This window comes from Gillisia sp. CAL575, assembly GCF_000403785.1.
Classification (GTDB): Bacteria; Bacteroidota; Bacteroidia; order Flavobacteriales; family Flavobacteriaceae; genus Gillisia.
The window spans coordinates 34,852-61,708 of sequence record NZ_APHJ01000026.1; the positions used below are offsets into that span (position 1 = coordinate 34,852).

The 26,857-nt window shown below is 33.1% G+C and carries 30 protein-coding genes; 17 read left to right on the forward strand and 13 right to left on the reverse strand.

Annotated elements, in window-relative coordinates; genetic code table 11:
* Positions 1 to 388: 388 nt before the first annotated feature.
* The 3 genes from I130_RS08810 to I130_RS08820 form a co-directional block, all read right to left on the reverse strand.
* Positions 389 to 1,714 (reverse strand): sigma-54-dependent transcriptional regulator, encoded by a 1,326-nt coding sequence (locus tag I130_RS08810; RefSeq protein ID WP_034921783.1) that lies wholly within the window; start codon positions 1,712 to 1,714, stop codon positions 389 to 391.
* Positions 1,715 to 1,730: 16 nt separating this feature from the next.
* The gene (locus tag I130_RS08815; protein ID WP_034921785.1) at positions 1,731 to 2,810 is read right to left on the reverse strand and encodes a sensor histidine kinase; all 1,080 of its coding nucleotides are present in this window, start codon (positions 2,808 to 2,810) and stop codon (positions 1,731 to 1,733) included.
* A gap of 422 nt (positions 2,811 to 3,232) precedes the next feature.
* Complete coding sequence (locus I130_RS08820) at positions 3,233 to 3,658, reverse strand: PepSY-like domain-containing protein (RefSeq protein ID WP_034921788.1); 426 nt, start codon at positions 3,656 to 3,658, stop codon at positions 3,233 to 3,235.
* Between the two features lie 251 nt (positions 3,659 to 3,909).
* Between I130_RS08820 and I130_RS08825 the strand changes: the two genes are divergently transcribed.
* The 9 genes from I130_RS08825 (at position 3,910) to I130_RS08865 (ending at position 12,019) form a co-directional block, all read left to right on the forward strand.
* Positions 3,910 to 4,581, forward strand: a complete 672-nt coding sequence (locus I130_RS08825) for a response regulator transcription factor (RefSeq protein ID WP_034921790.1) — start codon at positions 3,910 to 3,912, stop codon at positions 4,579 to 4,581.
* The gene (locus I130_RS08830; RefSeq protein ID WP_034921793.1) at positions 4,581 to 5,861 is read left to right on the forward strand and encodes a sensor histidine kinase; all 1,281 of its coding nucleotides are present in this window, start codon (positions 4,581 to 4,583) and stop codon (positions 5,859 to 5,861) included. Before I130_RS08825 ends, I130_RS08830 begins: the two co-directional genes overlap by 1 nt.
* 241 nt (positions 5,862 to 6,102) lie before the next feature.
* Positions 6,103 to 6,954 (forward strand): SdiA-regulated domain-containing protein, encoded by an 852-nt coding sequence (locus tag I130_RS08835; protein WP_034921795.1) that lies wholly within the window; start codon positions 6,103 to 6,105, stop codon positions 6,952 to 6,954.
* Complete coding sequence (locus I130_RS08840; RefSeq protein WP_034921798.1) at positions 6,954 to 7,673, forward strand: TVP38/TMEM64 family protein; 720 nt, start codon at positions 6,954 to 6,956, stop codon at positions 7,671 to 7,673. The genes I130_RS08835 and I130_RS08840 overlap by 1 nt, the downstream gene beginning before the upstream one ends.
* A gap of 247 nt (positions 7,674 to 7,920) precedes the next feature.
* Complete coding sequence (locus tag I130_RS08845) at positions 7,921 to 9,324, forward strand: NAD-dependent succinate-semialdehyde dehydrogenase (protein WP_034921801.1); 1,404 nt, start codon at positions 7,921 to 7,923, stop codon at positions 9,322 to 9,324.
* 155 nt (positions 9,325 to 9,479) lie between these two features.
* Positions 9,480 to 10,112: a Crp/Fnr family transcriptional regulator gene (locus I130_RS08850; protein ID WP_034921804.1), complete on the forward strand. Its 633-nt coding sequence runs from the start codon at positions 9,480 to 9,482 to the stop codon at positions 10,110 to 10,112.
* Between the two features lie 78 nt (positions 10,113 to 10,190).
* Positions 10,191 to 10,994 (forward strand): sulfite exporter TauE/SafE family protein, encoded by an 804-nt coding sequence (locus tag I130_RS08855; RefSeq protein WP_034921807.1) that lies wholly within the window; start codon positions 10,191 to 10,193, stop codon positions 10,992 to 10,994.
* A gap of 11 nt (positions 10,995 to 11,005) precedes the next feature.
* Entirely contained in the window at positions 11,006 to 11,386 is a 381-nt protein-coding gene (locus tag I130_RS08860) for a rhodanese-like domain-containing protein (RefSeq protein WP_232224046.1), read from the forward strand.
* 9 nt (positions 11,387 to 11,395) lie between these two features.
* A complete protein-coding gene (locus tag I130_RS08865) occupies positions 11,396 to 12,019 on the forward strand; it encodes a class I SAM-dependent methyltransferase (protein WP_034921810.1) in 624 nt (207 codons plus the stop codon).
* A gap of 200 nt (positions 12,020 to 12,219) precedes the next feature.
* On the opposite strand, the gene I130_RS08870 is transcribed toward I130_RS08865, so the two are convergent.
* From I130_RS08870 to I130_RS08880, 3 genes are all read right to left on the reverse strand, one after another.
* Positions 12,220 to 12,648 carry a sulfur reduction protein DsrE gene (locus tag I130_RS08870; RefSeq protein WP_034921813.1) on the reverse strand — a complete coding sequence of 143 codons (429 nt, stop codon included), beginning with the start codon at positions 12,646 to 12,648 and terminating at the stop codon, positions 12,220 to 12,222.
* On the reverse strand, positions 12,645 to 13,052 hold the full coding sequence (locus tag I130_RS08875; protein WP_034921816.1) for a DoxX family protein: 408 nt from the start codon (positions 13,050 to 13,052) through the stop codon (positions 12,645 to 12,647). Before I130_RS08875 ends, I130_RS08870 begins: the two co-directional genes overlap by 4 nt.
* A gap of 74 nt (positions 13,053 to 13,126) precedes the next feature.
* A complete protein-coding gene (locus I130_RS08880; protein WP_034921819.1) occupies positions 13,127 to 13,477 on the reverse strand; it encodes a hypothetical protein in 351 nt (116 codons plus the stop codon).
* Positions 13,478 to 13,553: 76 nt separating this feature from the next.
* Here I130_RS08880 and I130_RS08885 point away from each other — a divergent pair, with 76 nt between their 5' ends.
* The 7 genes from I130_RS08885 to I130_RS08915 all read left to right on the forward strand — a co-directional run bounded on the left by I130_RS08885 (position 13,554) and on the right by I130_RS08915 (position 20,784).
* The gene (locus I130_RS08885; RefSeq protein WP_034921820.1) at positions 13,554 to 14,252 is read left to right on the forward strand and encodes a nitroreductase family protein; all 699 of its coding nucleotides are present in this window, start codon (positions 13,554 to 13,556) and stop codon (positions 14,250 to 14,252) included.
* Between the two features lie 224 nt (positions 14,253 to 14,476).
* Complete coding sequence (locus tag I130_RS08890; RefSeq protein ID WP_034921823.1) at positions 14,477 to 15,811, forward strand: MBL fold metallo-hydrolase; 1,335 nt, start codon at positions 14,477 to 14,479, stop codon at positions 15,809 to 15,811.
* 199 nt (positions 15,812 to 16,010) lie between these two features.
* A complete protein-coding gene (locus tag I130_RS08895) occupies positions 16,011 to 16,496 on the forward strand; it encodes an acetyl-CoA carboxylase biotin carboxyl carrier protein subunit (RefSeq protein WP_034921827.1) in 486 nt (161 codons plus the stop codon).
* Positions 16,497 to 16,559: 63 nt separating this feature from the next.
* Complete coding sequence (gene accC / locus I130_RS08900) at positions 16,560 to 18,002, forward strand: acetyl-CoA carboxylase biotin carboxylase subunit (protein ID WP_034921829.1); 1,443 nt, start codon at positions 16,560 to 16,562, stop codon at positions 18,000 to 18,002.
* A gap of 119 nt (positions 18,003 to 18,121) precedes the next feature.
* Complete coding sequence (locus I130_RS08905; protein ID WP_034921832.1) at positions 18,122 to 19,663, forward strand: acyl-CoA carboxylase subunit beta; 1,542 nt, start codon at positions 18,122 to 18,124, stop codon at positions 19,661 to 19,663.
* Positions 19,664 to 19,807: 144 nt separating this feature from the next.
* On the forward strand, positions 19,808 to 20,365 hold the full coding sequence (locus I130_RS08910) for a YeeE/YedE family protein (RefSeq protein ID WP_034921836.1): 558 nt from the start codon (positions 19,808 to 19,810) through the stop codon (positions 20,363 to 20,365).
* 2 nt (positions 20,366 to 20,367) lie between these two features.
* Positions 20,368 to 20,784 (forward strand): DUF6691 family protein, encoded by a 417-nt coding sequence (locus I130_RS08915; RefSeq protein ID WP_034921839.1) that lies wholly within the window; start codon positions 20,368 to 20,370, stop codon positions 20,782 to 20,784.
* 2 nt (positions 20,785 to 20,786) lie between these two features.
* Here I130_RS08915 and I130_RS08920 read toward each other — a convergent pair whose 3' ends face one another.
* Positions 20,787 to 21,425, reverse strand: a complete 639-nt coding sequence (locus I130_RS08920) for a trimeric intracellular cation channel family protein (RefSeq protein WP_034921842.1) — start codon at positions 21,423 to 21,425, stop codon at positions 20,787 to 20,789.
* A 170-nt stretch (positions 21,426 to 21,595) separates the two neighbouring features.
* Between I130_RS08920 and trxB the strand changes: the two genes are divergently transcribed.
* A complete protein-coding gene (gene trxB / locus I130_RS08925; RefSeq protein ID WP_034921845.1) occupies positions 21,596 to 22,576 on the forward strand; it encodes a thioredoxin-disulfide reductase in 981 nt (326 codons plus the stop codon).
* 78 nt (positions 22,577 to 22,654) lie between these two features.
* On the opposite strand, the gene I130_RS08930 is transcribed toward trxB, so the two are convergent.
* From I130_RS08930 to I130_RS08950, 6 genes are all read right to left on the reverse strand, one after another.
* Positions 22,655 to 22,969: a hypothetical protein gene (locus tag I130_RS08930; protein ID WP_034921848.1), complete on the reverse strand. Its 315-nt coding sequence runs from the start codon at positions 22,967 to 22,969 to the stop codon at positions 22,655 to 22,657.
* Between the two features lie 65 nt (positions 22,970 to 23,034).
* Positions 23,035 to 23,856: a GIN domain-containing protein gene (locus tag I130_RS08935; protein ID WP_034921851.1), complete on the reverse strand. Its 822-nt coding sequence runs from the start codon at positions 23,854 to 23,856 to the stop codon at positions 23,035 to 23,037.
* Between the two features lie 60 nt (positions 23,857 to 23,916).
* Positions 23,917 to 24,081 (reverse strand): hypothetical protein, encoded by a 165-nt coding sequence (locus I130_RS16630; RefSeq protein WP_157480562.1) that lies wholly within the window; start codon positions 24,079 to 24,081, stop codon positions 23,917 to 23,919.
* A 2-nt stretch (positions 24,082 to 24,083) separates the two neighbouring features.
* A complete protein-coding gene (locus tag I130_RS08940) occupies positions 24,084 to 25,925 on the reverse strand; it encodes a PspC domain-containing protein (RefSeq protein WP_034921854.1) in 1,842 nt (613 codons plus the stop codon).
* On the reverse strand, positions 25,918 to 26,262 hold the full coding sequence (locus I130_RS08945; RefSeq protein WP_034921859.1) for a PadR family transcriptional regulator: 345 nt from the start codon (positions 26,260 to 26,262) through the stop codon (positions 25,918 to 25,920). The genes I130_RS08940 and I130_RS08945 overlap by 8 nt, the downstream gene beginning before the upstream one ends.
* Complete coding sequence (locus I130_RS08950; RefSeq protein ID WP_034921862.1) at positions 26,259 to 26,783, reverse strand: DUF4870 domain-containing protein; 525 nt, start codon at positions 26,781 to 26,783, stop codon at positions 26,259 to 26,261. The genes I130_RS08945 and I130_RS08950 overlap by 4 nt, the downstream gene beginning before the upstream one ends.
* Between the last annotated feature and the right edge of the window lie 74 nt (positions 26,784 to 26,857).

Below are 26,857 nucleotides of genomic sequence, written 5' to 3' on the forward strand. Positions count from 1 at the left end.
AAGAAATTATTGAATGTAGCGTATATAATGGCAATCGATACAAAATCTCCCACCTGGGAAAAATTGTATCATTATTTTGTTATTAAATAGGGCTTAACGATTTGCGAATAAATTATAGATCAATTCTATATTTAAGGATCAATTATTTAATTGGCACAATGGCATTGCCTTGCTTTGAAGTTTTGGAAGTCCAAAGCTGGAAAATAATTTAAAATAAAGATGATTGAAGAAAGATCTCATCAATATTATTGAAATCTTTTAAAAGTGAAAAATGGAAGATTGTTGATATCACTTTCCTTTAGATGGAAAAGAAATTTATTTCAAGGATTTTTAATCCTAGTTGCTGAAAATCTAGAATAAATGTAATATCGAGAATGTAAAGAAATGTTTAATCTTCTAATTTCATTCTAATTGTTTTTCGATCGATGCCTAATATCTCTGCAGCCTTGGTTTTATTGTTATTAGTTAGGTTGAGCACTTTTTGGATATATCGTTTCTCCATATCTTTAAGTGGCATCAATTCATTTTCAGGGAATTGAATACTGTACTTTAAGGAATCTGGGAGACATTCAACTTCTACTGTTTTATCACACATTATAACAGCACGTTGAATCACATTTTCAAGTTCTCGTATATTTCCCGGCCAGTCATAACGTTCTAAAATAGCAGAAGCTTCTTGACTAATTTTCACAAAGCGATCTTTGTATTCCACACCATATTTAAAGAGAAACTTTTCTACTAATAATGCAATGTCTTCTTTTCGCTCTCTCAATGGTGCTACCTCTATTTCCACCACTGTTAGCCTATAGTACAGATCTTCCCTAAAAGTTTCTTTTTTGATCATTTCTTTTAAGTCACTATTAGTCGCGGCAATGATGCGAACATCAATTTTTTCTGCTTTTTGAGCTCCTACTTTTACTACTTCTTTTTCTTGAAGAACACGAAGTAAACGAGATTGAACAGCTGTGGAGGCATTACCTATTTCATCTAAAAAAATGCTTCCGCCATTTGCTGCCTGGAAAAATCCATCTCTATTTTTTTCTGCTCCCGTAAATGCTCCTTTGGTATACCCAAACAATTCTGCTTCCAATAGATTTTCAGGAATTCCTCCACAATTTACAGTGATAAAAGGTGCTCGAGAAAATTTACCCTGATAGTGTATAGCGCGTGCAACTAATTCTTTTCCCGTCCCACTTTCACCTTTAATAAATATTGTAGCTTTATTATCTTTTACCCGCTCTATTATTTGAATAACATCATTAATCTTTTCGGAATTTCCTATAATTTCTCCGTAAGCTTTCTCATGTGTAGGCTCTACTTTAGAAGAACTAATAGTATCTGTCTTACCTTTAACAGATTTATTGATCGCTTGTTCCAATTCTGCCCTAGTAAATGGTTTTGTTAGATAATCTACCACGCCAGATTTGATTGCAGAAAGTGAATCTTGTACTGAAGGATAACCTGTTATTACAAGCTTGGGCAGCTTTGGATAATGTTCTGAAACAAATTTTATAAGCTCCGAACCATCGATGTCCGGCATTCTTAAATCTGTGATGAGTAAATCAATTTTAGTATCCCGTAAGATCTGTACAGCTTCCTTTACAGAAACTGCTTTATAGGTATGGTAATTCCAGGATTGTAGGTGACGCTGCAATAACTCCCGGATATTGATGTCGTCATCTACAATTAGTATGTTTTCTTTTTTTAATTGCATAGCATCACTAAATTAATCAAGTTTTAGGAAGTCGAACTGTAAAGGTCGCACCTTTTTGTGGATTGTTTTCTGCCATAATAGATCCATCATGGCTGGCTACAATACCATGAACCACACTTAGTCCTAAGCCAGATCCATCGCCTGTAGGTTTTGTAGTGAAAAAGGGTTGGAAAATTTTTTCTAAGGATTCTTCAGCTAGTCCGGAGCCTTCATCTGAAATTTTAAATATGATCTCATTTTTAGATTGAAATGCCTCTATCGTAATTAAGCCATCTTTAGGTGAAAAGTAAATTGCATTAATTATTAAATTGAATATAATTTGTGTTAACTGAATTGTATCTGCTCGTAAAAACAGTTTTTCCTCTTCAATTTTTACAATATATTTCACTTCTGCTTTTTTAAAGGAAGCATCTAATAAAGTCACCGCATTTTTAATGCTTGGAACAATGTTCACTTTTTGCATTTCCTGAGGCATTTCACAAGCAAAGAACATGAGTTTCTTAACAACTTCTCGAGAGAAAATTGCATTTTGAATGATCTTATCTAAATCTTCTGATATATGTTTATCTTTAGAATGATCATTTTTCAAGAGTTCTGCGAAACCAAGAATATTAGCCAGTGGAGTGTTGAGCTCATGGGAGATCCCAGCGGTGATCTCTCCTAAAATAGATAAACGGTCAGATCGTTCCATCTGTCTTTTTAATGAGGTCTCATTTCTCTGAATCTCAATGCGCTCTAAAAGATTTCCGATTTTTAAAGCAACACTATCTAATAATTGTTTTTCTTCCTTTAGAAAAGAGCTCTTATCATTTTTTAAAGATGCAATGATGGCTCCATTAGTTTTATTAAAAACCCTAATTTCTGAAGTTAGATTTATATTCTTATTAATGTTACCAGTTTCTATGGCACTAAGCGATGTTTCAATGGCAATCTCAGTATGTTTAGGGTATTGAAACCCGTTTTTAAGACTGAATGCAATAGCATTTAAAGCCTCATCCATTTCCTCAAAATCGGCATTTACTATTATAGATGATACTTCATAAAGACAGGTAAGTTCTTTGATTCTTTCTTTAAGTGCTTTTTCGGTATTTTCCATTTTCAACTTTATACATCAATTTTTTAAAGATAACATACATTCTATATTATGAAATAGATCATGGCTTATTCTATTTGTATAATAAGATTCTTAAATGATTTTCTTCATATATAAAATTAAGTCAATCCTATTGTGACTTCTAAAGATCTATTTTAATACCAAAAATAAGGAATAGCTTATGACTTGAGTATCGATTGCCATATGTTATGCGACATTTAGAGTAATTTTTATTACATGACCTTGAGTATAAGAAATAAGCTAGCTCAATTTCAGATTTTAATTCTGAATTAGAGATCTCTTGAAATAAAATTATATTTAAAGCAAGATTTGTAAAATCTCATTCAATTTTTTCAAAAATTAAAAAGGCTGAAAACACATCCAGCCTGTTTTAATTCATCTATAGCAGTGCTTAGATTTTCTTCCTATAAGATACTTCCATCTTCAGCGATCATCAATTTTACATCTTCATTAAACCATTTTTCCAATTCTACTTCATAGGTTTTTTTACCTTTTGCTTCACTTAGCTCAACTTCATCTATATCGTATTTTGGATATTTACTCTTAATAGTTGCTATTACTGCACTTGGTAAATCTTCTAAAGTTAGCTCCTTTTCGGTTTTCAATATTTCCCCGTTATTAGAATACCAGATTTCGTTTTCCATATTGTCCTGATCAAACTCCACTTTGAAATTTACTCCATCTTTTTCCCATTCAATATCTGAAGCATTAGGAAAAGCTTTTTGAAAACTACTATTTAGACTAGTTGGAACTTTATCATTTGCAATGTCCTGTGCAGAAACAGTTGCCGTTGCTAATAAAGCAATTGCAGCGATCTTTAAATTTTTCATTTTTTAGGTTTTTAAATTTATACAAAACAAGAAACTAAATCTGGAAAGAAAAGGGAATGTAAGCTCCAGGATTGTAAATATTATCTTATTATGTTTTTCTAGTTTCGGCTACTTTGATTTTTATTAAAGCCAAATTGATACTATGTTATACTTTATTGTAATTATTCTACCAGATAAAATTTTGCGATTAATTATAAATTCCAGAATGTTTATAGAATTCTATTATATTATTGTAAAAATATAAAGAGAACATGAAAATTCTTATTGTTGAAGATGAACCGCAAATGCTTCAGAATATGCGACAAAGCCTAGAAAAGGAGCATTACAATGTGGAAGCTGTTTCAGATTTTAGCTCGGCATCAGAGAAAATAGGAGTTTATAATTATGATTGTATTTTGCTTGATATAGGTTTGCCAGATGGTAATGGATTAGAATTGCTGAAACTGCTAAAGAAATTAAATAAAGATGGAGGAGTGATAATTGTTTCAGCAAAAGATTCTTTAGATGATCGGTTAAAAGGATTGGATCTGGGTGCAGATGATTATCTGCCTAAGCCATTTCATATGGCAGAACTACATGCCCGTGTAAAGGCCGTAATGCGCCGTCGTAATTTTGATGGAAATAAGATCGTTGAAGTAGGGAATGTAATTATCAATCTTGAAAATAGGTCTGTACATATAGAAGAGAAAGAAATTAATTTTAATCGTAAAGAATATGATATCCTAATGTATCTTATTACCAATAAAGCGAGATTGGTAACAAAAGCGGCTTTAGCAGAACATGTATGGGGAGATCATATTGACCAAGCCGATAGTTTCGATTTTATTTATTCTCAAATGAAGAATCTGCGAAAAAAATTAGAAAATGCGACAATTAATGTAGAAGCTGTTTACGGGGTAGGTTATAAATTACAAATTAGTTAATGAAATTACTTAATTATACCTCTAGATATTTAGCTCTACTACTACTGTTGCTTATTTCGGTTTGGGCGGTGTTATTTTATTATGCAATGCTAGATGAGATATATGACAGTCTTGATGATGGACTAGAAAATCAAAAGTTTTTAATGGTGGAAAGGGCTACAGAAGATCCCAGCATACTTTTACAAGATGACCCTGAGTTTAAAAAGCATATTTATAATTTCACTCCAATTTCAAAGGAAACCTATCAAAATTTTAAAGAAAGTTACCGGGACACTTTAATGTATATGCTTAACGAGAAAGACTTTGAGCCAGTTCGAGTTTATGAAAGTGCAGCGGTCTATGGCGACAAGTATTATAAATTAAAGATTATTACTTCAATGGTGGAGGAAGATGATCTCGTGCAGCATCTCGCAGTTTATTTAATTGGTTTATACCTAATATTATTAGTTAGTATATTATTCTTGAATAATTTATTACTCAAAAGAATATGGAAACCTTTTTATAGTCTCATAGATCAACTTCGTAAATTTAAAATTGAAAAAGGAATACCTATAGTGATTCAATATACTCCTATAGAAGAGTTCAATTTGCTAAATACAACAGTAGAAAAGTTAATCCGAAAATCTTCAGATAGTTATATTGCTCAAAAACAGTTTATAGAAAATGCTTCTCATGAGTTACAAACACCGCTCGCCATATCCATTAATAAACTAGAATTGCTACTTGAAAATAATGATCTTACTAAAGATCATACTGAAGACCTTGCTACAATATTAGATAATTTAGGTAGGCTAACACGAATGAATAGATCTCTAGTGTTATTATCTAAAATTGAAAACAAACAATTTGAAATAGAAGAAGAAGTAGATTTTGCGATCTTGACAAAACATATAGTTGCAGATTTTGAAGATCTTGCAGAACATAGGAATATGAAAATAAAGATCGTTTCCAATCATTTGCTGAAACTTCAAATTAATGAAGACCTTGCTATTGTTTTACTTATAAACCTTATAAAGAATGCTTTGGTACATGGTAAAAAAGGTTCAGAAATTAAAATTGATATTCAACCAAATAGTTTGCAAATTAGCAATTTTGGAGATCCAGAATCTATAGATGAGACTTCTATCTTTAAGCGTTTTGCTACAGCAAGTAATAGTAAAAAATCCACAGGTCTCGGCTTGGCAATAGCTAAAGCCATTGCAAATCGTTATTCAATAAATTTGAGCTATAACTTTAATAAAACTCATAACTTCTTATTAGAATTTCCCTCTGGAGATTAAATAATTCAACTCTTATCTTATATATCCTTATTCCAAATTCTTTACAGATTCATAACTCATTTTTGTAGTTGAAAAGAGTATTCCTTTAAGTGGTACACAGCTAAGATTAATTCTGGCTTTTATATTTTAATGCTAGAATTTTTTTCTACGGAATGCCTATAGCAATAGCTTACACTTTTAGAATTTAGAACAACTAATTATATAGTACAGCATATTGCATTTTAACCAATAAAATTAGATTATGAAAACTTTAAAATATGCAGTAGGAATAATTATAGCGGTATTCGCCCTAGTAGCGATTTTCAGCTTTATGATACTCAGTAAAGACGAGAATAAAGTAGTTAATATAAATTATAGTATAGAACAAGTTTGGGAGTTGCCAAAAGAACTCAAAGAGGTGAGTGGTATAGCTTGGCTTAAAGATGGCAAAATTGCAAGCGTTCAAGATGAGGAGGGAATAATTTTTATTTACCATCTTGAAAAGAGGAAGATCGTAGATGAAATTAATTTTGCTGAAGAGGGAGATTATGAAGGTATCGCCATCAATGATGATGATGCTTATGTCTTACGTAGTGACGGTACTATCTTTGAAATATTAGATTTTCGGGGAAGTAATAAGTCAACAAACAATTTTGATACAGGTTTTTCAGCGAAAAATAATATGGAAACACTAGAAATTGATAAAAAAGATAATAATCTTATAATTGCTCCAAAGGATAGAGATCGTACAAAAGATTTCAAAGGTTTATACCAGATCTCAATAAATTCAAGAAAGACCGAGGCTATTCCTAAAATTAAAATTAATATGAATGACGCTGCTTTTAAAAATAAGAAAAGGCAGAAGCTCTATAACTCATTTAATCCCTCAGATATGGCTATCCATCCTAAAACTGGTGAATATTACGTGTTAGAAGGAATAAACCCTAAACTCATGATCCTCAATAAAAGTGGAGCCATTAAAAAAATATATGAATTAGATAAAAAAAGCTTCGCGCAACCCGAAGGGATCACGTTTGGTGCAGATGGAACCCTATATATATCAAACGAAGCAGGAGATAATGCTGCTAACATAATGGAGATATCATTAAAATAATGAATGACTATAAAAGCAATAAAACTGAGAAAAGTAATCTTCCTCTCTATTTATCCATTGTTTTGGTAGTAGGATTAATAGCATGTTATTTTTTAATACCTAGTGTCCAGCAATTTTTAGATAAAGCGTGGGGTGTTTTAACAAGTAACGACAATCAACGTATCAAACAATGGGTTGATGGGTTTAGATGGTATGGTCCAATGGTTATTATTTTGGCAATGATTCTACAGATGTTTTTACTAGTTATTCCAACAATAGCGCTTATGGTAGTGTCCATTTTAGCTTATGGACCTATATGGGGAAGTCTTATTATTTTGGTCTCTGTATTTGCTGCCTCAACTGTTGGTTATTTAATAGGGAGATATCCAAGTCAGAGTTTTATAATAAAACTATTAGGTCAAAGGACCAAAAAAAAGATTGAAAATTTCATAGAAAATTATGGTTTTTGGGCGGTAATTGTAACGCGTCTCAATCCATTTCTGTCTAATGATGCCATTAGCTTTGTGGGTGGAATTTTAAAAATGGGATATTGGAGATATATAGCCGCAACGATGGTTGGTATTATGCCTCTTACTGTTTTAATTGCTATTTTAGGAAAGAGTACTGACCAATTAAAATCAGGTTTATTATGGGGATCTTTGGCTAGCTTAATTTTGTTTGGCGCTTATATCTTTTGGGACAAATCTAAATCTAAAAACTCTGCAAAAATTGAGAGCTAGTTTTACGGAAAACAAAATTAGTCTTGTCTTATAGATTGCTACTTAGGATCCAAATTTCATGGCTTTTCTCAATCTTTTATCTAGATGGAAGAATAATCACAAGTCTAATCAGTAGATTCCACGCATTCATCAACTGTTAAATACCTACTAAAAAAAACACTGATAATAAAGGTTTAACGTCCATTTAAGAGCGATTGCCTTTGCTTTATTTTACTTTTAAATATTGATAAAATTTAAACAAAATAATATGTCTTCAGAAACTGATAAAAATAAAGATGAAATAGTAACTATTAATCCAGCTACTGGCGAAAAAATAAAATCTTATAAATTAATGAGCTCAAAAGAGGCAGAAGATGCTGTAAAAAAGTGTCATGAAGCCTTTTTAAAATGGAGGCTAAAATCTCCAGAAGAAAGAGCAAAGGTAATAAAGGCAATTGGTAAGAGTCTTGGAAAATATAAGGATGAATTAGCAAAGTTAATGACCCAGGAAATGGGGAAATTAGAATCTCAAGGAGGCGATGAAGTTGATCTTTGTATTGGAATATGTGATTGGACAGCAGAGAATGCTCCAGAAAGTTTAAAATCTGAGGAAAGAGATCTCCCAGATGGTGGTAAAGGACATGTGACTTATTCCCCAATGGGAGTTGTGTATGGAATTCAACCTTGGAATTATCCAACATATCAAGTTATAAGATATGCCATCGCAAGTTTAATGGCAGGAAATGGAGTTTTGTTGAAACATGCCGCAAATGTTACGGGATCTGGACTTTTAATTGAAAAAGCATTTTTAGATGCCGGATTACCAGAGCATTTATTTACCGTATTAAAAATTTCTCATGATACTTCAAATAAAATCATCGAAAATGATCTGGTACGCGGAGTTACCTTAACTGGAAGTCCAACAGCTGGGAAAGCTATTGGTGAATTAGCGGGGAAAAACTTAAAGAAATCTGTTTTAGAATTAGGGGCGAATGATGCCTATATGGTTCTGGAAGATGCAGATGTGGATTTAGCAATAGAAATGTGTGTAAAAGGCCGTCTTTATAATAATGGAGAAACCTGTATTGCAGCTAAACGTTTTATCGTTGTGGACTCAGTTTTTGAAGAGTTTAAAAAAGGCTTTGTTTCTAAAATGAGCGCTATTAAATATGGAGATCCTACAAAAGAAGGTAATGATATTGGCCCAATGGCAAGAAAAGACCTTCGCGAAGATCTACATGAACAGGTGACTGAAAGTGTGAAAAATGGAGCAGAGATCTTATGTGGTGGAAAAATTCCAGAAGGGAAAGGATATTATTATCCTGCAACTGTCTTAGGTAATGTAAAACCGGGTCAACCAGCTTACAGCGATGAACTTTTTGGACCTGTAGCCTCATTAATTCATGCTAAAGATGACGAAGATGCAATGAGACTTGCTAACGATAGTAGATTTGGACTTGGTGGTGGCATCTTCTCTAAAAATGAAGATAAAGCTATTGAGCTGGCTAGTAAGTATTTTGATACTGGAATGGTGTTCATAAACTGCTTTGGACTAGCTATACCTAATATGCCTTTTGGCGGGGTGAAAAATTCTGGTTATGGTAGAGAACATGGTGGTTTTGGATTACTAGAGTTTGTAAATGTGAAATCAATAATGTTGATGAAGAATTAATTTGCATATATAATATTGAATTAAAAAAGGTGATGTGAAAACATCACCTTTTTTTTATTATAAGGTATACTTTTCAAAGAAATAAGTGACCTAATTTAAATTTTGCGATATTATCAATTAATTAATATTATTTTTAATCTTTAGAAATATACTAGATGTTACAAGAGGTTTTTGATGCATATTCGTTTGTTTTTGAAAAGGAACTTTTAGAAGAAATTTCAGAAGTTGGGATTCTTAAAGATTTCGAAGCAAATGAAAAGATAATAGAAATTGGTGATAGTGTTAGCTCTATGCCTTTGCTACTAAGTGGAGCCATAAAAATATTACGGGAAGATCAAGATGGAGATGAATTGCTTCTTTATTTTCTAGAACGCGGTGATACTTGCGCTATGACTCTTTCATGTTGTCTAGGTAACACCAAAAGTGAGATACGTGCAGTTGCCGAAATGCCAACTAAATTGATTATGATTCCCATTGAAAAAATGGAAGAATGGACTTCTAAATATAAAAGTTGGAGAAATTATGTTTTTGAAAGTTATCACTCCAGACTCTCTGAAATGCTGGACACAATAGATACCATTGCATTTTTGAATATGGATGAGCGATTGCTGAAGTATCTTAGAGATAAAGCGAAGATTAATCAAAATGAACTGGTTCAAATAACACATCAAGAAATTGCATACGATCTGCATACATCTAGAGTAGTAATCTCTAGATTATTAAAGAAATTAGAGCTAAAAGGAACTATCGCACTTAATAGAAATAGCATTAAGGTGATAGATTTGTAAATTGAACTATCTGTGTAACCAATGTTACTGTATAAGGAATGTAGGAATAATACATTTGCCGTATTATAAAAAAATATAATGGGGATTATAGAAATCTTAGGTTACGTTGGTGCTTTGTTAATTGGCGGTGTGTTAGGTTTAATTGGTGGTGGTGGTTCAATTTTAACGGTTCCAGTATTAGTATATTTATTAGCAATAAATCCGGTTACCGCAACTGCTTATTCTCTTTTTGTAGTAGGATCTGCTTCCTTGGTTGGGACCGTAAAAAATATTCAAAAAGGATTAGTAGAATTTAAAACGGCTATTTCTTTCGCTATTCCTGCCTTTATCGCGGTTTTTAGTACTAGAAAATTTCTTGTTCCCGCAATTCCTGAAGAAATATTTACCGTTTTTGAGTTTACACTTACCAAGGATATTGCGATTATGTTGTTTTTCGCAATTCTTATGTTGGCCGCCTCTTTTTCTATGATCAAGGACAGAGACAAACTACTTGCTAACAAAGATGAAAATGCAAAACCCAAATATGGGGCACTAATTCCTTTAGGTTTTGTAACTGGAATTATCACAGGTCTTGTAGGTGCTGGCGGTGGTTTTATAATTATCCCTATTCTAGTGATTCTCGCTAAACTCCCAATGAAAAGCGCAGTAGGAACCTCACTATTTATAATCGCAATTAATTCTCTAATTGGTTTTTTAGGAGACTTAGGCAATATTAATATAGACTGGGTGTTCTTACTTATATTTACTGGTTTATCTATTGTAGGGATATTTATAGGGATCTACTTCAGTAAATTTATAGATGGTAAAAAGCTAAAGAAAGCTTTTGGATGGTTTGTTCTAGTCATGGGTATTTATATTATGTGGAAAGAATTAAGTGCTTAAAAATTAAAAATATGTCAAAATTAAAATTAGTTATTGTTATGGGATTTTTCGCTTCAATATTTGGTTTAAACGCTCAAAGTACAAAAGAGATTACTGTTTTAGATGCAACAGAATTCAAGCAGAAAATTTCTGAAGGAAAAGTTGCATTAGTAGATGTAAGGACTGCAAATGAATTTAATGCGGGAAATATAAAGAAAGCAGTAAATATAGATTTTTTCGATCCTGAATTTATTACCTGTTTTTCAGAGTATGATAAAGATGAACCTATCTATTTGTATTGTCAAAGTGGTAATAGAAGTGGAAAGGCTTCAAAAAAGCTTGCTGCCTTAGGCTTCACTAAGATCTACGATCTAAAAGGAGGATATTCTGGTTGGAAGACTACTTCAAAATAAATTATTTATATGGATCATATTGAGTCTAAAAAGAAGCATTGGGAAAATATTTATGACACCAAAAAATTAAATGAAGTTAGTTGGTACCAGCCTGTTCCTGAGAGTTCTTTAAATTTTATCAATTCTGTTGAATTAGCTAAGGATGCTCGAATTATCGATATTGGAGGAGGAGATAGCTTTTTAGTAGATAATTTAATTAGTCTGGAATATACCAACCTAAGTGTGTTGGATATTTCTTCAAATGCTATAGCCAGAGCAAAGCAGAGATTAGCTGATAAAGCTGATGAGGTAAAATGGATAGTTTCAGATGTTACCGATTTTAAACCGAGTGGAACTTATGATCTTTGGCATGATCGCGCCGCATTTCATTTTTTAACTTCATCAGAAGATATTAAGAAATATTTGAATACAATGGAATCTGCAATATCACCAAATGGCTATTTGATACTTGGAACTTTTTCTGATAAAGGTCCTACCAAGTGCAGTGGGATAGAGATCAAACAATATTCTATAAAAGGATTAAAAGCTTCAATTCCAGATACCTTTACATTCATTGAAGGGAAAAATATAGATCATACAACCCCCTCTGGTAGTATACAGAATTTTACATTTTGTAAATTTAAAAAGAAATAGATAGTAGAATATAATTTAATATTATTACTCTCCAGAAAAGATAAAAAAGCCTCAATGATTTGAGGCTTTTTTATATTTATGTATCTAAGAAATTTTTTTAAGCTCATTCTATCTATAGATTATCAACACACAAAATTTAATTTTTGAGCATTATAATCTCCCTTAATTTATATCAAACTGAGGGAGATTTTTAATAAAAATTATAGTGCGATATTATAATAACCCTTCTTCTGAAGCTGAAAATCATAAAGAATGCCATTATCTACAACTTCAACTTGTTCCGGCAGATCGTCTTTTGAAACTTTGAATTTTTTAAGAGAAAAACCACAAGCTACAATGCTTATATGTTGTTTTTCTGCCTGATGTAAGAAATCGTGCATCAACTCTTTATTTACTAGATCTTCAACTGTTTTTCCGCAAATAATAACTTGGAAGTCACCATAATTACTACCGTCTTCAGAAGCTAATACTTCCGCAGCTAAAAAGATGGGTTTTAATTGGGCTACTTTTTTTGTTAATACTACGTAGTTATTCTTTGAACTGTCATGCTTTTTGTGTTCTAAAGTTTGTGCGTTTAAGGATGTAATCCCTATTAATATAAGGAGTGCACTAGTGAATATGGTTTTCATAAGTTATTTGTTTTTGTTTTATTAAAATCGTTTAAAATAAAGAATAGGAGACCTCCTAAAATGGCAATGTTTTTAAACAAAGGTCCAAGAGTGGTGATTTGTCCTACTTGAATAGTTAATGTTATAGGGATAAGTACAGCGCAAAGAATTATTGCCGCCCATTTTATTTTGTATCCCAGCAACAGGCTAATACCGGCAATAAGCATAACAATTCCTGAGGAAATGACCATTAATTTAGGTTCTCCAAAAAAATGTGCCAGGCCTTTAAATCTTGCTTGTTCTATTCGTAGTAGTGTTTTTTCCAAGTTTAGTAGGTGGCTTAAACTCGCCACTAAAAAAATACCACTGAGCATCACTCTAAATATTACCAAAGAGCGCTTACTTACCAAAATTTCAGTTTTCATTTTTATAATGTATTTGTTATGATCATTAAAAGTGAATTCACTTATAATGATAGAAAAAATTATGTAAAACTGATTTAAACTTTTGGTGGAGGGTACTGATTATTAAAATAATCTGAAGGAATTGTAGATATTTTATAATCTATTTTTTGAAGATACTTTGGCTGAAATAAATTATCCCAATTGGATATTTCTAAATTATAAGGTGTAGCACATACATATTGAAACGTATGATTTATATCTGAATTCAGAATAGTAAATTGAGTAGTAGTGTTGGTGGATGGAGGCTTTATTTTTTTACAATGCGGATTTATATGAGAAACAAAATTAGTTTCTGTAGCAAATTCAATAAATTTAGCATCTATAGAAATTAGTTTTCCTATAAATACAATTAGTAATATAAAACCTATGTAATTTTTGTGTCTCATATATTTTAGCAAATATATAATACATGCATAGAAATATATGTGACAAATGTTACAATTAAATTTATACCTCAACATTATGAGTGCAGCAGTAGAAAAAAATAAATTAATAAACGGATATAAACATAGTCTATATGAAGCTGTCTCAATACCTGAAGAAGAACTTTTGAAGACTTCAAATCAGTTTTTAGAACATCTAGACAAAAGACGTTCGGTAAGGGAATTTTCAGATAAAGAGGTTTCAAAAGAAGCTATAGAAAATATAATAAAATCTGCATCTACAGCTCCGTCTGGCGCTCATAAGCAGCCATGGACTTTTTGTGCTATTTCAAATTCAGAATTAAAATCTAAAATAAGAGAGGCTGCAGAAGTTGAGGAGTTGGAAAATTATTCTGGGAGAATGAGTGAAAGCTGGCTTAGAGATTTAGCTCCATTAGGAACAACCATGGAAAAGCCATTTTTAGAAGAAGCTCCTTGGTTGATTGTGATTTTTAAAAAGGTTTACGAATTTGATGAAACTGGTGCAAAACATAATAATTATTATGTAAATGAGTCTGTGGGAATTGCATGTGGAATGCTTATAACTGCAATTCATAATGCAGGCTTAGTTACACTAACGCATACTCCTAGTCCAATGAATTTTCTTACTAAAGTTCTGGGTCGACCTGCTAATGAGCGTCCTTATTTATTAATGCCTGTAGGGTATGCAAAAAATCCGGCTTATGTTCCAGATATCCAGCGAAAGGAACTTGATAAAATATCTCAATTTTACGAATAATCCATAGAAACTGATTACCTAAGAAAAACCGCTTCCAATTTTATAAATGCTTCTCGATAATTGATAATTAGAAGTGTAACATATGTTACTTCCTTAACGCATACAAATGTTTATTTTTGCAGTGTAAACCTAAAAAAGGTTGGAAAAGTATTTAAAAAACATAAAAGAATCATTCTCAGATATTCTAATTATCTGGTATAAGAAATAATAAAAAAACGTAGAAGATGAAAGTAAAACAATTTAACGATGCCCCTTTGGCACATTATTCCTACGCAATTGTAAGTAACGGTAAAATGGCTTTGGTAGATCCTAGTAGAGATCCAATGCCTTACTACAAGTATGCTGAACAAGAAAACGCAGAAATCGTTGCGGTATTTGAATCACACCCTCACGCAGATTTTGTTAGTAGTCATTTACAGATAAGTCAGGAAACTGGAGCTGATATTTATGTGAGTAAATTATTAGGTGCAGATTATAAGCACAAGGCATTTGATGATGGTGACTCTTTGAAATTGGGAGATATTACTTTTAAAGCCATAAATACTCCTGGACATTCTCCAGATAGTATCACTATAGTTGCTGAAGAAGGAGAGGAAACCATTTTATTTACTGGAGATACTTTGTTTATTGGAGATGTTGGGAGACCAGACCTTCGTGAAACTGTTGGAAATATGACTGCTAAGCGAGTAGAACTTGCTAAAGATATGTATCATACCATTCAGAATAAATACGATGCACTACCAGATGATGCAATTGTATACCCGGCTCACGGTGCAGGATCTTTATGTGGAAAGAATATGAGTACAGATTCTTCTAGTACTTTAGGAAACGAACGTCGAGGAAACTGGGCTTTCCAAAAGCAAACGGAGGAAGAATTTCTTGCTGAAATATTAAAAGATCAACCCTTTATTCCTTCTTATTTTGGTTTCAACGTAGATATCAATAAAAAAGGAGCTGAAAACGTAAATAAAGCCAAAGGAATAGATCTTAGATTGAATGTGAATGAATTAGATTCTAGCATCATTAAAGTTGATGTAAGGAACGAAGAAGTTTATAAAAAATCACATCTTTTTAATAGCATTAATATTATGGCAAGTACTCCAACTCAAAAATTTGAGACTTGGTTAGGAGCTATAATAGAGCCAAATGAAGCTTTCTATATTGTTGTAGATAGTGTAGAAGACATAGAAGAAATTTTAAGCAGAGTGGTTAAGATTGGTTACGAAAAGCAGCTGATGGCTTTTGTTACATTATCTAATGATATTTTAAATGCTTCAGATGAATTAGATCTGGTGGATTTCAAAAAAAATATAGATAAATATACTATAGTAGATATTAGAAACGAAGGAGAAATTGCTGAAGGTAAGATATTCGAAAAAGCGATTGGTTCTCCTTTAAATGAGTTGAGAGATAATTTGAATGAAATTCCAACAGATAAGCCAATAGTGGTTCATTGTGCTGGAGGATATCGTTCTGCAGCGGGGAGTAGTATTCTTGAGAATAAGTTTAAAAACACTAAGGTTTATGATTTAAGTGATGCTATAAACGATTTCAACTAAATAATAATAGGACGAGAGAAAAAGCTTTCTTTAACATTTTCTACCCCAACTAGAAATTTAAAAACCTTTAAAGTGTAACAACTTTAAGGGTTTTTCGTTTTTTGTAGGTGCCAATTTCGTTGCGGAATTATTAAATTTTCCTTTGACATTTTTCTATATTTACAACCTTCAAAGGATTTTGGCATTCAAACTATGAATAATGGATAAAAAATATAAAGTAAAGGTGAACGGTTCCTATGAACATCAATTCACCGATAAGGATATTAACTCACTCGATACCCAAGAAGTTTCACCTTCTAAAATTCACGTGTTAAAGGATAGCTCCTCCTTTAAAGCTGAAATTATAAAATCAGATTTTCTTAAAAAGACTTATTCTGTAAAGATCAATGCAAACGTGTATGATGTGGAGATCTCTAATGAATTGGATCTTTTGATTGAAGAAATGGGTCTAACTATAGTTTCCTCTAAAGTTGTGAATGATATAAAAGCTCCAATGCCTGGATTAATTCTGGATGTTTTAGTGGAGCAAGGAGCCAGCGTTAAAGAAGGTGACTATTTAGTTGTGCTTGAAGCAATGAAAATGGAAAATACACTTACTGCGCCTAGAGATGGTGTAGTGAAGGCTATTTCAGTTAAAAATGGCCAAACAGTAGATAAGAATCAGCTTCTTATTGAAATGGAGTAGAACAAGTCCTTCGGGTTTTCTTCCGAAGATTTCAAAATATAATAGAATATAATTCTAGATTAAATGAAAAAGATATTAGTTGCCAATCGTGGGGAGATCGCATTACGAGTAATGAAGACCGCGAGAAAAATGGGCATTAAAACAGTTGCTGTTTTTTCTAAAGCAGATAGAAACGCACCACATGTGAAGTTTGCAGATGAGGCGGTTTGTATTGGTGAAGCGCCATCTAATCAATCTTATTTATTGGGTAGCAAGATCATTCAAGTGGCAAAAGAACACGATGTAGATGCAATTCATCCAGGATACGGATTTTTAAGTGAGAATGCAGATTTTGCCGAGGAAGCAGAAAAGAATGGGATCACATTTATTGGACCTGGTTCTAAAGCAATTCGAGTAATGGGAAGTAAGCTTGCAGCTAAAGATGCGGTTAAAGCTTATGATATCCCAATGGTGCCGGGAATAGATGAAGCCATTACAGATGTAGAGAAGGCAAAAGCAATTGCCAAAGACATAGGATTTCCAATTCTAATAAAAGCTTCTGCCGGCGGTGGAGGTAAAGGAATGCGAGTGGTAGAAAAGGAATCTGAATTAGGAGATCAAATGAAACGAGCGATCAGTGAAGCAGAATCTGCTTTTGGAGATGGTTCGGTTTTTATTGAGAAATATGTAGGTTCTCCAAGGCATATTGAAATTCAGGTTTTAGCAGATACGCATGGAAATTTTGTTCACCTTTTTGAGCGGGAATGTAGTATTCAAAGACGTCACCAAAAAGTTGTAGAGGAAGCTCCTTCAGTGGTTCTAGATGAAAAGCTTCGAAAAGAAATGGGAGCAGCAGCAATTAAAGTTGCACAAGCTTGTGATTATGTTGGTGTTGGGACTGTAGAATTCTTGATGGACGAACAGAAAAAATTCTATTTCCTAGAAATGAATACCCGTTTACAAGTAGAACATCCAGTAACAGAATTTATTACGGGAATAGATTTAGTTGAACAACAAATTAAAGTTGCCAGAGGCGAGAAATTAGCGTTTGGTCAAGAAGACTTAAAGATCAAGGGACACGCATTAGAATTACGTGTGTATGCAGAAGATCCTATGGAAGATTTTATGCCTAGTGTAGGGACCTTAGAACGTTATAGAACCCCAAGTGGCGAAGGTATAAGAATGGACGATGGTTTTGAAGAGGGAATGGAAGTGCCTATTTATTACGACCCGATGTTGGCAAAATTGATCACTTATGGAAAGACCAGGGAAGAAGCCATTCAATTAATGATCGCTGCAATAGATTCTTATGAAATTATAGGTGTAAAAACCACCCTTCCTTTCGGGAAATTTGTGTGTGAACATGAAGCCTTCCGTAGTGGAAATTTTGACACTCATTTTGTGAAGAATTATTACTCTGCAGAAAAACTAGCTTCAAAGATCGAAGAAGAGGCAGAATTAGCTGGGATTATTGCAATAAAGCAATATTTAAAAGATCAGGAAATAACAAGATTACCGCATAATTAATGAGAAGGCACCCTAAACTTGATTCAGGGTCTCTTTTAAACCTGCAGAGATGCTGAAACAAGTTCAGCATGACGGAAATTTGAATAAAACTAGTTTAAAAGAAAAATCATAACAAAATTATGAGCAAGAATATAGAAATTTTAAATAATAAGATTGCTGAAGCTCATTTGGGTGGAGGTGAAAAACGTATTGCTAAGCAGCACGAAAAAAAGAAACTTACCGCTCGTGAGCGTGTGAATTATTTTTTAGATGAAGGCTCTTTTGAAGAGATTGGGATCTTGGTAACCCACAGAACTACAGATTTTGGAATGGAGAAGCAGCAATTCTATGGAGATGGAGTTGTAACAGGATATGGAACAGTGAACGGAAGATTGGTTTATGTATTTGCTCAAGATTTTACAGTTTTTGGAGGAGCGCTTTCTGAAACACATGCCGAAAAGATATGTAAGGTTATGGATCATGCCATGAAAGTGGGTGCTCCTATAATTGGATTAAATGATTCTGGTGGTGCTAGAATTCAAGAAGGAGTTCGTTCTCTAGGCGGATATGCAGATATTTTCTACCGAAATGTACAAGCTTCTGGAGTGATTCCGCAGATCTCGGCTATTATGGGACCTTGTGCTGGTGGAGCAGTATATTCTCCAGCAATGACAGATTTTACTGTTATGGTTGAAGGGAGTAGTTATATGTTTGTTACTGGCCCAAACGTGGTGAAAACTGTAACCAATGAAGAAGTAACCTCAGAAGAATTAGGAGGGGCAAGTACTCATTCTACCAAGTCTGGTGTAACGCATTTAACTTCGAATAATGATATTGCTTGTTTGGAAGATATCAAGCATTTATTGAGTTATTTACCGCAGAACAATAAGGAAACCACTACTAAGTTGCCTTATGAATTAACAGATGAAATAAGAGAGGTTCTGGATGATATGATTCCAGATAGTTCTAATAAACCTTATGATATGCATGAGGTGATCAAAGGAATTATAGATGAAGATTCTTTCTTTGAAATTCATAAAGATTATGCAGATAATATTATTGTTGGTTTTGCAAGATTAGGCGGTAGAAGTATTGGGATTGTAGCAAACCAACCTATGAGTTTGGCTGGAGTTTTAGATGTAGATTCTTCTAAAAAAGCAGCTAGATTCACAAGATTCTGTGATTGTTTTAATATTCCTCTTTTAGTATTGGTAGATGTTCCAGGATTCTTACCTGGTACAGATCAAGAATGGAACGGGATCATCTTGCATGGTGCAAAGCTTTTATACGCATTAAGTGAAGCAACGGTGCCTAGAGTAACAGTGATCACTAGAAAGGCCTATGGAGGCGCTTATGATGTTATGAATTCTAAACATATTGGAGCCGATCTAAACTTTGCTTGGCCTACAGCAGAAATTGCCGTGATGGGAGCAAAGGGAGCTAGTGAGATTATCTTCAGAAAAGAGATTCAAGAATCTGAGAATCCAGAGTTGATCCTTTCTGAAAAAGAAGCTGAATACGCAGAGAAATTTGCTAATCCATTTGAAGCAGCTAAACGCGGATTTATAGATGAGGTGATCATGCCGAGAGATACAAGAAAGAAATTACTAAAAGCCTTTAGTATGTTAGAAAATAAGAGTGTGCATAGAATTGATAGAAAGCACGGGAATATTCCTCTATAAAATTAATCACAAGTTGATGAGCCGGATCAATTGTATTGATCCGGCTTTTATTTATAAGTTTTTCAATTTAATTACGACTGTAACAATTGTTACTGTAAACACTCACAAAATTGGTGTTCTTTGCACCTAAATAAAAATTTAAATATGGAATGGATCTTTGAACCTTGGCCTTGGTATGTGGCCGGACCACTTATAGCTTTTATAATGTTTCTTTTAATATTTATAGGAAAGCAATTTGGAATGTCTTCTAACCTTCGGACCTTTTGTACGATGTGTGGAGCAGACAAAACTGCTAGTTTTTTTAATTTCGATTGGAAATCACAAAGATGGAATTTGGTTGTTGTCGTGGGTGCCGCTTTGGGAGGCTTTATTGGAGCGCATTATTTATCTAATGATGTTGCAGTTGCAATTAACCCAGATACTATTGCTATCCTAAAAGATTTAGGATTTAATAGTGCAGGATCTGCTTATCTACCAGATGAACTTTTTAGTTTAGATGCTTTAACAAATGTAAAATCTGTCGGACTTTTATTGCTTGGTGGATTACTTATTGGATTTGGTGCTAGATATGCAGGAGGCTGTACTTCTGGACATGCAATTTCTGGATTAAGTAATTTACAATTACCATCGCTTATTGCCGTAATAGGATTCTTTATAGGAGGATTATTTATGGTTCATGTATTATTCCCTTTAATATTTTAGAAATGAAAAAAACACTTAGTTATTTATTTATAGGAATGTTCTTCGGAATCGTAATGTACAAGTCTGAAGCTGCATCATGGTTCAGGATCTATGAAATGTTTCAATTTCAATCTTTCCATATGTACGGAATCATAGGATCTGCATTGGTTCTTGGAGTTATAGGAGTACAATTGATCAAGAGAAATAACCTTAAATCTATTTATGGGGAACCTATAAAATTTGTTCCGAAAGAAAAAGGAATTACAAGGTATTTACTTGGAGGAACTATTTTTGGTCTTGGTTGGGCATTGGCTGGGTCTTGCCCTGGACCCATTTACACATTAATTGGAGCTGGATATGTATCAATTTTAGTCGTACTTTTTGGAGCAATCGTAGGGACTTTTATCTACGGCTTGTTAAAGGATAAATTACCTCATTAACATTAAGGGGTATCTACATCTGAAGGATCTATATAAAAGGAGGGAAGTGCGATTTTAAACTTCACCACAACTAGTCTTATACTGATAACAATTAAAGAGGTGACTATATAGATAATGTCTTTATCTACATTAAGGTCATATAGGACTACATACGCAAGAGATCCAATAATACAAGCGGTAGCGTATATTTCCTTTCTAAAGATCACGGGAATTTCATTACAAAGAATATCCCGAATAACACCTCCAAAAGTTCCTGTAATGGCACCAAGAGCAATGGATATTATAGGGCTTAATCCGTTTTCTATTCCTGCTTCGACTCCAGTAATTGTAAAAACTCCTAGGCCTATAGTATCAAATAGAAAAAGGGAGGTCTTTAGATGATTAATTTTATGTCTAAATACAATTGCCAAAAAGGTAATAATGCTAATTAGGTAGATGTAAAATGTATTTTCCATCCACATTACAGGATTATTACCAATTAGAATATCTCTAACTGTTCCTCCGCCGGTAGCAGTAACAAAAGCAATTATAAAAATACCGAATATATCTAGCTTTCGGGACATAGCGGCTAGTGCTCCAGAGATAGCAAAGGCCACGGTTCCTAAAAGATCGAAAGTGCTAAAAAGTGAAATGTCTATCATTGACGGCAAAGTTAATTCTTAAAATAATATATACTAATAGGATCTATTAAAATCGCCTTTTTTAAACCTTGCTATTCAATAGAATTATAAACAAATAGTAAATCTTAATAACAATTCTTGTAAGTTTTTAACTAAACTCCCTACTTTTACAAGAATAAATAAATATTGAAATGTCAGATACTGTAGAAAAAATAAAATGTTTGATTATTGGTTCGGGACCTGCTGGTTATACAGCAGCCATATATGCAGCCCGTGCAGATATGCATCCAATTATGTACACTGGAATGGAGCCTGGAGGACAATTAACAACTACAACAGAGGTTGATAATTTCCCTGGTTATCCAGAAGGAATAGATGGTCCTGCAATGATGGTAGATCTTCAAAAACAAGCTGAGCGTTTTGGAACCCAAGTAAGATTCGGGATGGTTACAGAAGTACAGTTTAATGAAGAGCCAGGTGGAATTCATAAAGCCTGTATAGATAATTCAACTTGGGTAGAAGCAGAGTCGGTTATTATTTCTACTGGAGCTACTGCGAAATATTTAGGATTACCTAGTGAGCAACGTTTGCGTGGAGGTGGAGTCTCTGCTTGTGCTGTTTGTGATGGGTTCTTCTATAAAAATCAGGATGTTGCCATAGTTGGTGGGGGAGATACTGCTGCTGAAGAAGCAACTTATCTTGCTAATATTTGTAGTAAAGTAACAATGTTGGTTCGTAAAGATGAGATGAAAGCTTCTAAAGCTATGCAGCATAGAGTTACCAATACGAAAAATATTGTTCTAAAATATAACACTCAAGTAGATGAGGTATTGGGAGAGCAAGTAGTTGAAGGTTTAAGAATGGTAAATAATGAAACTGGTGAGAAAGAAGAAATTGCTATCACTGGATTATTTATAGCAATTGGGCACAAACCTAATACAGATATCTTCAAGGGACAACTGGATATGGATGATATGGGATATCTTGTAACAAAAGGGAAAAGTACCAAAACCAATATTCCGGGAGTTTTTGCATCTGGAGATGTACAAGATAAAGAATATAGACAAGCAATTACTGCTGCAGGTACGGGTTGTATGGCAGCATTAGATGCAGAACGCTACTTGAGTTCTGTTGAAGAATTAAAAGAAAATGAAGCTGAAGCCAATATGTAATCTTTTAAAAATTACATTATTAGTACAATAAAAAAAGCCTCTGCATTTGCAGAGGCTTTTTTTATTGTTAAATGAGGACTAGTTATCCCTTTTTACTTTTACCTCACCACCATCAACTTTTACCTTAGATTCACTACCATCTGCTCTGTCTACTTTTTTCTTATATTCTCCATCATCTTTCTTAATTTTAATTTCATCGCCTTCAGCGGTTTCAATTTTAATCTTATCTCCATCCTTACTTATTTCTACCTTATCATCAGAATCTAAGTTCATTTCTTGACGAATAGCACTTTCATCATCTACATCATCTGCCGCATTTTTTTCATCTCGGCAAGAAACCAAGGCTATAGATAACAAAGAAAAGATCAAACCATTTCTTAAAATATTTTTCATTCTATTGTAATTTAGAGATTAATAGGTGTAAACATAGTGTAATTTAAAGAACGTCTATCTAATAATTAATTTTTTTTAGAAAGAACTGCTTTTTGTGAAAACTCCACTAAATCTATTTCTGGAGAATTATAAAGATCTATTTCACTTTTATCTTTTGCAGAAAGTTTTAAGTTTTTGGAAACATTAATACTATTCTTAGAATTCCCGGTTGTAAAAACTTCCGCAGTTTTAGAAGTTAGTTTTTCGCCATCAAATTTTGCGGATTTTGCAGCACTAAGATTTAGTTGATCAATAGCTCCTTTTAATTTTGCTGACGATTTATCTAATGCTTTTACACCTAATAAAGGTGATTTTAATGATCCTTCTAATTCACTTGATTCTTTTAATTCTAAAATTATTTCTTCTGAAGTTATCTCTACTTCAACTTTGGCATCTCCAGAGTTGTTTAATTTGAAGATGTTCGTGGTTGCAGATAACTTGCTTTTCGATTTTCCTTTAGCAATAAATTCAAAATCTTGTAAATACAGCTCTTGAAGGGTTTCAAATTCTACCTTACCATCAATACTAATCCTTGTTAAAGTATCATTGAATGTGATGCTTAATTTCTGAGATTTGCTATTAGAGATCTTTGCAGATGGCTTTATATAAAGAACATTATTCACCACTTCAATTTGAATAAGTTCATGTAAATTGTCATCTGCTTCAACTTCTACCATAGATCGGCTTCCTTTTAAAAGTCCCACTTCAAATTCTCCATCCATTTCTATGGATGTAAATGATTTAATATCTATTTGCTCTGTAGTTACATTTCTGCTTCCCTTTACATTTTTTTGTGCTTGAGAATTTAATCCTATTAAAAGAAAAGCTACAAGTATATATTTGTACATAATTTTATAATTATAATTCAGGCAAATATAGAAAAAGCCCCCAAACTTTGGGGGCTTTATTTAGCTAGCTACAAAGACTTGTGAAGGCTTTATAAATATTTTTATTTTTTGTTGGTTTTGGTATAGTTCTAAATAATGGCCATTTTCACTTACTTTTTCTTCAGTTGGCTCACCTGAGAAAACAGATAAGACTAATACGATTATGAGCTTAATTAATGCAATCATGACTAGTTCTTTTTAATTTCTATTCCGTTTTCATCAATCTTAATTTTCTTATTATTTTTCTTTTCAATTTTAATTCCGTCTGAATTTAATTGGATGTTAACTTCATGAGGTTCATCAAAACTGTCAGATTCTTCCCAGTTATCTGCATTCTTTTTAATTTGTACTCCATTTGCGTTTATTCGAACCTTTATTTCATCGTCATCATTAAAAGAATCTGACTCTTCCCAACTATCATCTGTGTTCCAAGAGTCGTCACTAGAATCTATATGTACTTCAGGACAAGTTTCGCAAAGGGTTTCATTCTCAATCACTTTTACAAAGTGCTCTTCTTGGTCATATTTTAAAATTCCTCCAGCGTTGTCTGAGTATCTATAATAATCACTTACATTATTATCTACAAATAATACAGTTCCTTCTGGGACATAAACCGTTACTTTAACTTCTTGGTCTCTATAGTATTCATTCAAATTAGAGGTAAGATAGGAATCCAGATAAAGTTTGTTTCCGGCAAAACTGGTCTTATAGCTAATATTTTTCGCCCTGTTTTTAGCGTCTTTATAGTCACTCCCATCCGCGGTTTTTACGATTTCTATTTTACCGATAGAATCTTTGGTAGATTTTACCACCACATTAATATCTGTTATGTACATGATTTTGTTATCATTATTATCGTACATAATTTCAACATCTTTTCTCCAGGTATTAGAAGAATAGTCTGGATTAGACCTCATTGCTAAATACAAAGTATCTTGAGGTTGGATTGGCAATTTTTCAGTAATTACTATTTCTCCATCAAACGCTCTTAAGGTTGCTTGTTTTACTCCCAAAAATATTAAACCAATTACAGACAATAACCATAAACCTAACAAAACCATTTTAGCAAGTGTACCTATAGACTTTAGTTTTCTTACCATAATTTTCAAGCCTAAGATGAAAAGGAAGAAAAATGGAATCCCTACAGCAAAAAATGTAAGTAGAGAGATTGCCCAAATCGGAGCACCAATAGCAGCCATCTCAATATAATCTGTCCAAGGTGCTTCTACAATTCCAAAGGTTCCAACAGTAAATAGACCAATAAATAAAGCAATTAAAGTAGATCCTGCAATCAATAGAATAAGTAAGCCTATAAATTTAACGAAGATATTAAGGATTGCTAAAATAGCTGAACTAATCCCTGTAGCAGCAGAACTGGCACCAGATTTTACTTGTCTACCATACTTATCGTAATCTGCATTTCTAACTTTTCCAGCAACATCATCAAAACCTTCTTTGATCTTGCGTTCTATGTTAGAGATATTTACTTCTTCTCCCCGCATAGAAAGTTTATCTGCAGTTGTTTTAGCTTCAGGAACAAAGATCCATAGCGCTATATAGATAAGGATGAATGCGCCACTAGATGCAATGGTTAGGATTATCCATAATAAACGTACCCAAATGGCTTGTATTCCTAAGTAGTGACCTAATCCGGATGAAACTCCTCCAATATAAGAATTTTCGGTATCTCTAAAAAGCTGTTTTCCTGTAGTATTTGCAGTGTTAGTAGTTTTAGCATAAGAAGGTTCATCTTCAAAAATCTCATCATCTAACATATAATCTTCTGGTTGGCCCATTGTTGCGATTACTGCTTCCACTTCTGTATTTCCAATTACCTGCTTTACGTCTTTTATCTTCTCATTAAAAAGTTCAGCAATACGAGCTTCTATATCAGCAATGATCTCTTCTTTACCCTGTGTATTAGTAAGCGAGTTTTTTATTGCCTCTAAATAATGTTGAAGTTTGGCGTATGCATCTTCATCAATATGAAAGAAAATGCCGGCAAGGTTTATATTTACTGTCTTATTCATGATTTTTATTTTTTTGAGTGGTTACAACTTTTACAGCGGTTTGTAGTTCATCCCAAGTATGGGTTAGTTCAGTTAAAAATGATTGGCCAGTATCTGTTAAGCCGTAATATTTTCTTGGTGGGCCACTGGTAGATTCTTCCCAGCGATAGCTTAATAATCCAGCATTTTTAAGTCTGGTAAGCAAAGGATAAATTGTTCCCTCCACCACTAATAATTTTGCGTCTTTAAGGGTGTCTAAGATCTCTGCCACATAGGCATCGTTATCTCGTAACACCGATAGAATACAATACTCCAGCACTCCTTTACGCATTTGTGCTTTGGTGTTTTCAATCTTCATAGCGTTTGGTTTTGAATGTTGTTAAACTGTTCATTGTTTGATTGATTTGTACCAACCTGAGTTGGTTTGATGAAATTGATGGTTAACGGATATTTATATAGTTGTCCTTCACTTGCTTTGATGGTAGCAAGAATTACAGCTACAAAATCCAGAACGAATAGTCCTACTAATAGGAGTCCTAGGATTGCTGCAAAAACGAACAACGATATTAAATTTTGTGGATGTCCTGTACTTATATAGTTGTCAGAAATTATAAAAGGGTCATTTAAATTAAAATGAACTCCCCAAAAAACAACACCTGCAACTCCTATACATACTAATAGTATAAAATACAGAAACATACTTATTTGAAAATTTAAAGCTTGTTTTCCATGATGATCTACAAATGGATCTTTTTGCTTAGCCGTCCAAAATATTAAGGGAAAAATAAAATTTCCGAAGGGAAATAAATACTTACTAAAGGTTGATAGATGGATAAAAGCTGCGATTGTTTTATCCGGATGTGATGATGTAGTTTCCATAGCTGATTGATTTTCTTATACAAATATATATCTTTAAGATGGTATTATGCAAAACAAAGTACTGTATGTTAATT